Source organism: Streptomyces sp. NPDC042259, assembly GCF_055582085.1.
In genome coordinates this window covers 902,976-911,038 of the sequence record NZ_JBVJDW010000002.1, presented here as the reverse complement: position 1 = coordinate 911,038, position 8,063 = coordinate 902,976, and the positions used below count along the sequence as shown (strand labels likewise).

The window sequence follows — 8,063 nt, the reverse complement described above, 5'->3', positions numbered from 1 at the left end:
CTCCAACCAGTGGGGGGTGGTTTTTGGGGGAGCGGTGTCCTTTACCTCCACAATTCTTTCTCCCCTTTCTCCCCCCCCCCCCCTCCCCCCCCCCCCCCCCCCCCCCCCCCCCCCCTACTCCGCGACCACGTCCGTCGGGGTCCACAACGCCTACCTCCAGGACAAGTACCCCTACTTCGCCGACGCCCTCGACTCGGGGGCCTCGCTCCTCGAACTCGACGTCTGGACGAACGGCTTCGGCGGGCGCGCCTTCCGCGTCTCGCACGCCAACCCGGTGCGCAACACCAACAACTGCGAGGGCGCCGCGTCCCCCGCCGAGCTGCGCACCAAGTCCCGTGACCAGCCCCTCTCCGGCTGCCTCGCCGACATCAGGGCCTGGCACGAGGCCCACCCCGGCCACCGGCCCGTCTTCCTCAAGGTGGAGATGAAGGACGGGTTCAACGCCAACAGCGGGCGCGGCCCCGCCGAGCTGGACGCCCTGCTCACCGAGAAGCTCGGCGACGCCCTCTACCGGCCCGCCGACCTCGCGGCCGGCCACGCCGACCTCGACCAGGCCGTACGGGCCGGCGGCTGGCCCAGCCGGTCGGCGCTCGCGGGCAAGTTCGTCGTGGAGCTGATACCCGGCACGGTGGAGGAGGGCAACCCCGCCGACCGGCTGTGGACGGACCGCGAGTACGCCACGCACCTGCGCGACCTCGCCGCCGCCGGCCGGCTCCGCCAGGCCGGCGCCTTCCCCGCCGTGCACGGCGCGGTGGCCGGTGACCCGCGCACGCGCTACGCGGACGCCACCATCCGCCCGTGGTTCGTCGTCTTCGACGGCGACGCCGCCACGTACGCCAAGGGCGGTATCGACACCGCCTGGTACGACGACCGGCACTACCTCGTGGTCATGACCGACGCGCACAAGGTGCCGCCCGTCATCGACGGCACCAAGCCGACGGAGGCCCAGGCCCGGGCCCGCGTCGACCTCATGGCCAAGACCCACGCCAGCTTCGCGACGGCCGACTGGTACCCGCTGCCGAAGGCGCTGTCCACGGTGGTCCCCCGCGGCTGACCCCCGCCTCCCGGCCGCGGGCACCCGCGGCCGGGGTCAGGCGCTGTCCTCCAGGCGGAAGCCGACCTTCAGACCCACCTGGTAATGACCGACTTCGCCTCCGTCGAAATGGCCCCTGACCTGCGTGACCTCGAACCAGTCGAGATTCCGCAGGGTCTGCGAGGCCCGCGTGAGCCCGTTGCGGATGGCGGCGTCCACGCCGTCCGGGGACGAGCCGACGATCTCGGTCACGCGGTAGGTATGGCTGTGATGCGTCATGGGCGCTTCTCCAGACGACTGGGCGGTCTCGACCCCTCTACCGTCGTGCACCCCACGGCACTACGCGAGGCAAGCGCCGCCGTCCGCATCACCACCGTGCGGCGATGTCCTCAAGCGCCGGAAGCCCGTCCGGCGCTTGAGGACGCGCCCGCAGGGCGCCCGCCGCCGCAGGCGGCGACGAACGGCCTAACCCCGGCCGACCCGCGGAGCACCCGGTACGGACAACGACAAGGCGAAGCGTCCCTCCGTGTCCGTCCACCAGTGGGTCATGCGCAGTCCGGCCTCCGCCAGTTCGCCGTCGACCCCGGCCCGGCGGAACTTCGCCGACACCTCCGTGCGCAGCTCCTCGCCCGCCGCGAAGGGCACCGCCAGGTCCAGCGCGGGGATCTTCGCCACCAGCGTCGTGCGGGCCCGCAGCCGCATCTCGATCCACTCCCGCCGCGCGTCCCACAGGGCGACGTGCTCGAACTCGTCCGGATCGAAGTCCGCGCCCAGCTCGCGGTTGACGACCGCGAGGACGTTCTTGTTGAACGAGGCCGTCACCCCCGCCGCGTCGTCGTACGCGGCGACCAGCGTCCGTTCGTCCTTCACGAGGTCCGTGCCCAGCAGCAGGGCGTCACCGGGCGCGAGTTCGGACCGTACGGCCGCGAGGAACGCCACCCGCTCGGCGGGGAGCAGATTGCCGATCGTGCCGCCCAGGAAGGCGACCAGGCGCGGGCCGGGGGTCTCGGGCAGGGCGAGACCGTACTGGAAGTCGGCGACGAGGGCGTGTACGGCCAGCGCCGGATGCTCGGCGAGCAGGGTGCCGGCCGCGCCCCGCAGGGCGCTCTCGCTGACGTCGACGGGCACATACGTGTCGAGGGCGGGCAGGGCCCGGATGAGGTGGCGGGTCTTGTCGGAGGACCCCGAGCCGAGTTCCACGAGCGTCCGGGCACCGGTGGCCCCGGCGATCTCCGGGGCGCGGTCGATGAGGATCTCCCGCTCGGCGCGGGTCGGGTAGTACTCGGGCAGCAGGGTGATCTCGTCGAACAGTTCACTGCCCCGGGCGTCGTAGAACCACTTCGGCGGCAGTTCCTTGGGGGTTCGGGTCAGCCCCGCGGCGACGTCCGCGCGCAGCGCCGCGGCGGTCGCGTCGGGGGGGAGGGTGCGGGTCAGGGCGAACGGGCTCCGGCTCACAGACAGGGCTCCTTGAGCGTGCGCAGCGTGATGTCGGTGGGGGTCGCGGTGAGCAGGGTGCGGTCGGGGACCTCCACCCAGCGCGGATCGTCGTCGTAGGGCTCGGAGGCCACGACCGTGCGGCCGTCCGTCCCGTCGAGGTACCAGAGGGTGTCCCCCCAGGCGGTGGCGGCTATCGCGGTGCCATCGGTGAGCAGGAGGTTGAGCCGGGAGCCGGGGGCGGCCTCGGCCAGCGCCGCGACCGCCCGGGCCAGTGCCCGCCCCATCGCCTCGCCCTCCCGCAGCCGGTGCTCCACGAGGGCCCAGACGAACGCGGAGTCACAGCGCGCGGCGAGCCGGAGCAGTGCCGCCGGTGGCAGCGCCGCCGCGAGCGGTGCCACGCTCTCCGGCCACCCGGTCACCGCGCCGTTGTGGCTGAACAGCCACGGCCCGGCCGTGAAGGGGGCCGCGCCGGCCTCCCCGTCCGGGTCCGCGACGGTCGCGTCCCGCACCGAGGCGAGCAGGGCCCCGGTGCGGACGACACGGGCCAGATCGAGGAACGAGCCGTCCGCCCAGATCGGCCCGGCCCGCCGGTAGCGCGCGGGCACCGGGTCGTCCGCCGCGTACCAGCCGACGCCGAACCCGTCGGCGTTGACCGTCCCGTGCAGCTGCCGCCGGGGTTCCCACGACTGCCGGAACAGCGAGTGCGGGGGCGCGAGGAGGCTCTCGCCGAGGGGCGCCGCACGCCCCACGACGGCCACATGGCGGCACATCAGACGGGTTCCGCGTCACGGGCGGTACGGAAGCCCGCGAAGATCTGCCGGCGCACCGGCAGGTCCCAGTTGCGGAACGTCCCCCGGCAGGCGACGGCGTCCACGGCGAAGGAACCGCCGCGCAGCACCTTGTGGGCGTCGCCGAAGAACACCTCGGAGTACTCGCGGTAGGGAAACGCCCGGAACCCGGGGTAGGGCAGGAAATCGCTCGACGTCCACTCCCACACGTCACCGATCAGCTGCCGTACGCCCAGCGGCGAGTCACCCGCGGGATACGCCCCGACCGGGGCCGGCCGCAGATGGCGCTGGCCGAGATTGGCCCGCTCCGGGGTGGGGTCGGCGTCACCCCACGGGTAGCGCAGCGAACGGCCGGAGCCGGGGTCGTGGCGGGCCGCCTTCTCCCACTCCGCCTCCGTGGGCAGCCGCCGCCCCGCCCACGCCGCGTACGCCGCCGCCTCGTACCAGCCGACGTGCAGCACCGGCTCGTCCGGCGGGACGGGCTCGACCACCCCGAACCGCCGGCGCACCCAGCCGGTGCCCTCGCGCCGCCAGAACAGCGGCGCCGTCAACCCCTCCCGGCGGACCTGCTCCCAGCCCTCGGGATGCCACCAGCGCGGATCGGCGTAGCCCCCGTCGTCGATGAAGCGCAGGTACGCTTCGTTGCTCACCGGCAGCGTGTCGATGAAGAACGAGGGCACGAAGCGGTGGTGCGCGGGCCGTTCGTTGTCCAGGGCCCACGGCTCGGTGGAGGTGCCCATCGTGAACGGCCCGCCCTCGACCCGCACCTCCGACGGCAGCAGCGCCGCGTCCGGCGCGGCCGGCGGCGGTGCGGGCGCCGAGAGCGCGGCCGGGCCGCGGCGCAGCTGATGGGTGATCAGCATGGTCTCGTCGTGCTGCTGCTCGTGCTGCGCGATCATCCCGAAGGCGAAGCCCGCCTCCAGCAGCGGCCCGCCCCGCAGCGAGGCGCCGTGCAGCACGTCCAGGACCCGGTCACGGACGTCCGCGACATAGCCCCGGGCCTCGGCGGGCGCCAGCAGCGGCAGCGCCGGCCGCTCGGCACGCGGGTGCTCGAACGCGTCGTACACCGAGTCGATCTCGGGCCGCAGCGCGTCGTGGCCGCCCACGGCGCGCAGCAGCCACTGCTCCTCCTGATTGCCGATGTGGGCGAGGTCCCAGACGAGCGGGGACATCAACGGCGAGTGCTGGGCCGTCAGTTCCCGCTCGTCCACACAGCCGGTGAGGACACCGGTGCGCTCGCGCGCGGTGACGAGGGCGTCCACGGCCCGTCGGCGGAACAGGTCGGGATCCCGGCCGGGCACGGTCATCGGCGGATCTCCTTGCCGTTCACACGGTCGAGCAGATCGTCGGCGGGACATCGGTGGCGGTCCACATAACGGGCCCTGAAGTCGTCGACGATGTCGAGCACGTGCGGTGGAGCGCCGAGCCGGGGGAGCGCCTCACGGGCCGCCGCGAAACAGACGGTGGCGGCGGCGTGCAGCTCCGGATCGGCCAGCCCGAACCGTGCGGCGTTGCGCCACAGCGGATTGCGGGGCGCCGGGTCGGTGCCCGCCGTGTCCGCGAGCGCCTTCACCGTCCGGTAGGCCGTCTCGGTGGCCACGGGGTCGTCGAAGAGCGCCGCGGTGACGGCGAGCGGCACCAGCCAGCCGTCCTCCCCGGGCTGCGCGTCGATCATGCGCAGCTCCAGGTGGCCCCGCGGCCGTATCGGCGGGAACAACGTCGTCAGGTGGTAGGCGACGTCGTCGATCGTCGGCGGCCGGGGCCGCCGGGTGCGGATCCAGCGGCTGAGGTTCAGCCCCTCGGGAGGATCCCAGGGCGCGTCGTCGGAGCGCAGCACCATCACCGGCGCCTCGAGCGCGTACGCCGCGTAGGCCGACCGCGGGTCGAGACGGTCGGACGGGGCCAGGGTGCGGCCGGGGTCCGTCCGCCCGTAACAGGCCTGGCGGGTCGAACGCCAGCCCGTCGGGCGGCCCATGTGCAGCGGGGAATTGGCGAACGCGGCGACCAGGACCGCGCCCAGCAGATGCGCCAGCGCCCACCGGCGCCCGAAACCGAGCGGGCCGGGCTCCTCGTACCCCGCGTCCACACAGACCTGGACGGATGCCGTCCGGCACATGATGGTGCCTCCGGCGTCGTTCCACCGGCCGTAGTAGTTCTCCATGGCGTCGTAGCGGGAATCGTGGACGACCCGGGGCGGCTCGTGCCAGGGGGCCTTGCCGTATCCGGCGAGGACGAGCCCGAGGCCGCGCAGCTCGGCGCGGGCCAAGGCGAGGTCCGCGGCGACCTCCGTCACACAGGAGGCGAGCGAACTCGCGGGCTGCGAGGAGAACTCCAACTGGCCGCCGGGCTCGACGGTCAGCAGCGACCGCAGCGGCAGCGCGCGCAACCGCTCGGCGGCGGCCGCGAGCCGGGGCGGGTCGACCGGACGCAGGGGGTCGTGCGCGTCGTGCACGAGCCACTCCAGTTCGACACCGAGCAGCCGGGGCGGCCCGGTCTTGAAACAGATGCCGCGTACGTAGGCGTCCGCGTCGGCCGCGTCGACCAGCCGGTCGCGGTCCTCTCTGAGGTCGTTGCTGTCGGTCACGGTCCGTACCTCCCGTACGTTCGGTCCGTACCACCTAAGCCATTGCATGCCCGCCGCTTCAAGAGGGCATGGGGGCGAGAACCAGCCACGCGGCCCCGGTCCGGACGGCGCCGGGTCACGAGACATTGTCGCCAGCCCTTGACGCGTCCGCCAGGGGAGGACATACCGTCCATGAGGTGACTTCACACGAGGTGACCGCCGACGTCTTCCTGTCCGAGACCTACGCGCGCGGCGTGCCCTACGCCCGGTACCGGGAACTGCGGGCCACCGCCCCGGTGTGCCGGATCGGAGAACCCGCCGTGGGGCCCTGGCCCGGCGGCCCCGGCTTCTGGGCGGTCTTCCGGCACGCCGACGTCAAGCACGTGCTGCGGACCCCCGAGATCTTCTCCTCCCACGCGGGCGCCACCCAGATCGCCGACCCGGAGACCGAGCGCGACCTCGCGTTCCTGCGGACCATGATGCTCAACCAGGACCCGCCCGCCCACGCGCGGCTGCGGCGCATCGTCTCCGCCGCCTTCACCCCCCGCGCCGTGCGGGAGCTGGAGGCCGTGATCGAGGCGCGGGCGCACGCCCTCGTCGGCTCCGTCGCGGACCTCGGCGCCACGGACTACGTGGAGCTGGCCGCGGACCTGCCCGTATGGACCCTCGCCCACATCATGGGCGTACCCGAGGAGGACCGGCGGCTGCTGTACGACTGGTCCAACCGGGTGATCGGCTACCAGGACACCGAGCGGGCCGGCTCCAGCACCGCCGACCCGGGGACGCTGAGCCCGATGGGCCGCGCGGCCCTCGCGCACCGGCCGGCCGGGCTCGTCCGCCCCGACGGCACCGTGGCCGCCCCGCGCACCCACGAGGCCCTCGCCGACATGTTCGTCTACGCCCACGCCCTGGCGGACCGCGCCCGCCCCGGCAGCGTGATGGCCCAGATGCGCGAAGGCGGCCTGACGCAAGACGAGTTCGAGACGATGTTCCTGCTGTTCGCGACGGCCGGGAACGAGACGCTGCGCAACGGCATCCCGGGTGGTCTCAAGACGCTCCTCGACCACCCCGCGCAGTACCGGCTGCTGCGGGAGCGGCCCGACCTCACGGATTCGGCGGTGGAGGAGGTCCTGCGCTACTGGCCGCCCGTCATGGACTTCCGGCGCACCGCCACCCGGGACACCGAACTCGGCGGCCGGCGCATCCGGCGCGGCGAGAAGGTCGTCGTCTTCCACGCCTCCGCCAACCGGGACGAGCGCGTCTTCACCGACCCCGACCGCTTCGACATCACCCGCACCCCCAACGACCACGTCAGCTTCGGCTTCGGCCCGCACTTCTGCCTGGGCGCCCACCTCGCGCGCGTGCAGGTGCGGACCATGCTGCGCGTCACGATCGACCGGCTGCCCGGCCTGGAGCGGGCGGGTGAGGCCGTCCGGCTGGCGTCCAACTTCCAGAACGGCCTCAAGCACCTGCCCGTCAAATGGCGAACAGATCGGTGAACGGGCCGGTCGCGTCCGCGACATCGTGACCGAAAGGAGAGTTGAAGTCCCAGACGAGGAAGAGCAGGAAGGCGATCAGCGCACTGTAGAGCCCCGCCAGCAGCAGTTCGCGGGGCGAGCGCCGGATCTGCAACGTGAAGATCAGCCCCACGGCCACCAGGGCCCCCGCGATCAGACCGAACCACACCACGCCCGGCAGCGTCGCCTCCGCGTTCTGCGCCCGCCCGCCACGCGCGGCGTCCGCCGCCGCGACCTGGTCCAGCAGCGGCTGGTACTGCTGCCCCTCCTGGTCGTTGCGCGGCACATACGCCGTCACATCCCGGCGCACCTTGCCCAGCAGCTCCGCCCCCCGGTCGGTGAGATCCCCCTTGTCCAGCATGTGCCGCCACTCGGTGTGCACGACGTAGGTCACGTACGTGTCGATGTCCTCGCGCGTACGGTCCCGGGCGGCCGGTGCGTACGCCTGTACCCGCTCACTGATCTCGTGCAGGGACTGCGCCTCGGCCGCGACCGCCTGCTGCGCGCTGTTGCGTGCCTCCCAGACGCCGGCGATGGCGAGACCCAGCACAATGGCGTAGACCACCCCGACCATCATCGTCATGTACTCGATGACGTCGGGGGTCTGGGACGGGTCGTAGTCCACTCCGATCCGGCGCTCTTTGAGCACGGTGATGGTCAGGACGACGGCGCACGCGGCGGCCATCGCCAGAGTCAGGACCAGCCATTCGGACAAGGGAACCTCC

The 8,063-nt window shown here is 73.1% G+C and carries 7 protein-coding genes and 1 pseudogene; 2 read left to right on the top strand and 6 right to left on the bottom strand.

The features are described 5' to 3' along the window. Window positions 1-112 precede the first annotated feature (112 nt). A pseudogene (locus ACZ6MA_RS08420) lies at window positions 113-1,054 on the top strand (phosphatidylinositol-specific phospholipase C domain-containing protein); the annotation flags it as partial. A 36-nt stretch (window positions 1,055-1,090) separates the two neighbouring features. On the opposite strand, the gene ACZ6MA_RS08415 reads toward ACZ6MA_RS08420, so the two are convergent. The 5 genes from ACZ6MA_RS08415 to egtA form a co-directional block, all read right to left on the bottom strand. Beyond that, a complete protein-coding gene (locus ACZ6MA_RS08415; RefSeq protein ID WP_469432070.1) occupies window positions 1,091-1,312 on the bottom strand; it encodes a dodecin in 222 nt (73 codons plus the stop codon). Between the two features lie 186 nt (window positions 1,313-1,498). Next, window positions 1,499-2,488, bottom strand: a complete 990-nt coding sequence (gene egtD, locus ACZ6MA_RS08410) for an L-histidine N(alpha)-methyltransferase (protein WP_469432068.1) — start codon at window positions 2,486-2,488, stop codon at window positions 1,499-1,501. After that, window positions 2,485-3,240 carry an ergothioneine biosynthesis protein EgtC gene (gene egtC, locus ACZ6MA_RS08405; RefSeq protein WP_469432067.1) on the bottom strand — a complete coding sequence of 252 codons (756 nt, stop codon included), beginning with the start codon at window positions 3,238-3,240 and terminating at the stop codon, window positions 2,485-2,487. Before egtC ends, egtD begins: the two co-directional genes overlap by 4 nt. Then, entirely contained in the window at window positions 3,240-4,565 is a 1,326-nt protein-coding gene (gene egtB / locus ACZ6MA_RS08400; RefSeq protein ID WP_469432066.1) for an ergothioneine biosynthesis protein EgtB, read from the bottom strand. The genes egtC and egtB overlap by 1 nt, the downstream gene beginning before the upstream one ends. Then, complete coding sequence (gene egtA / locus ACZ6MA_RS08395) at window positions 4,562-5,842, bottom strand: ergothioneine biosynthesis glutamate--cysteine ligase EgtA (RefSeq protein WP_469432065.1); 1,281 nt, start codon at window positions 5,840-5,842, stop codon at window positions 4,562-4,564. Before egtA ends, egtB begins: the two co-directional genes overlap by 4 nt. Window positions 5,843-6,018: 176 nt before the next feature. Here egtA and ACZ6MA_RS08390 point away from each other — a divergent pair, with 176 nt between their 5' ends. Then, window positions 6,019-7,320 carry a cytochrome P450 gene (locus tag ACZ6MA_RS08390; protein ID WP_469432063.1) on the top strand — a complete coding sequence of 434 codons (1,302 nt, stop codon included), beginning with the start codon at window positions 6,019-6,021 and terminating at the stop codon, window positions 7,318-7,320. Here the strand turns inward: ACZ6MA_RS08390 and ACZ6MA_RS08385 are convergent. After that, window positions 7,298-8,053 carry a bestrophin-like domain gene (locus ACZ6MA_RS08385; RefSeq protein ID WP_469432062.1) on the bottom strand — a complete coding sequence of 252 codons (756 nt, stop codon included), beginning with the start codon at window positions 8,051-8,053 and terminating at the stop codon, window positions 7,298-7,300. The genes ACZ6MA_RS08390 and ACZ6MA_RS08385 overlap by 23 nt on opposite strands. Window positions 8,054-8,063: the final 10 nt, after the last annotated feature.

Bases quoted from the DNA above. Each gene is read 5' to 3' on its own strand.
- ACZ6MA_RS08415 (WP_469432070.1), bottom strand. From the start codon at position 1,312: ATGACGCATCACAGCCATACCTACCGCGTGACCGAGATCGTCGGCTCG.
- egtC (WP_469432067.1), bottom strand. From the start codon at position 3,240: ATGTGCCGCCATGTGGCCGTCGTGGGGCGTGCGGCGCCCCTCGGCGAG.
- egtB (WP_469432066.1), bottom strand. From the start codon at position 4,565: ATGACCGTGCCCGGCCGGGATCCCGACCTGTTCCGCCGACGGGCCGTG.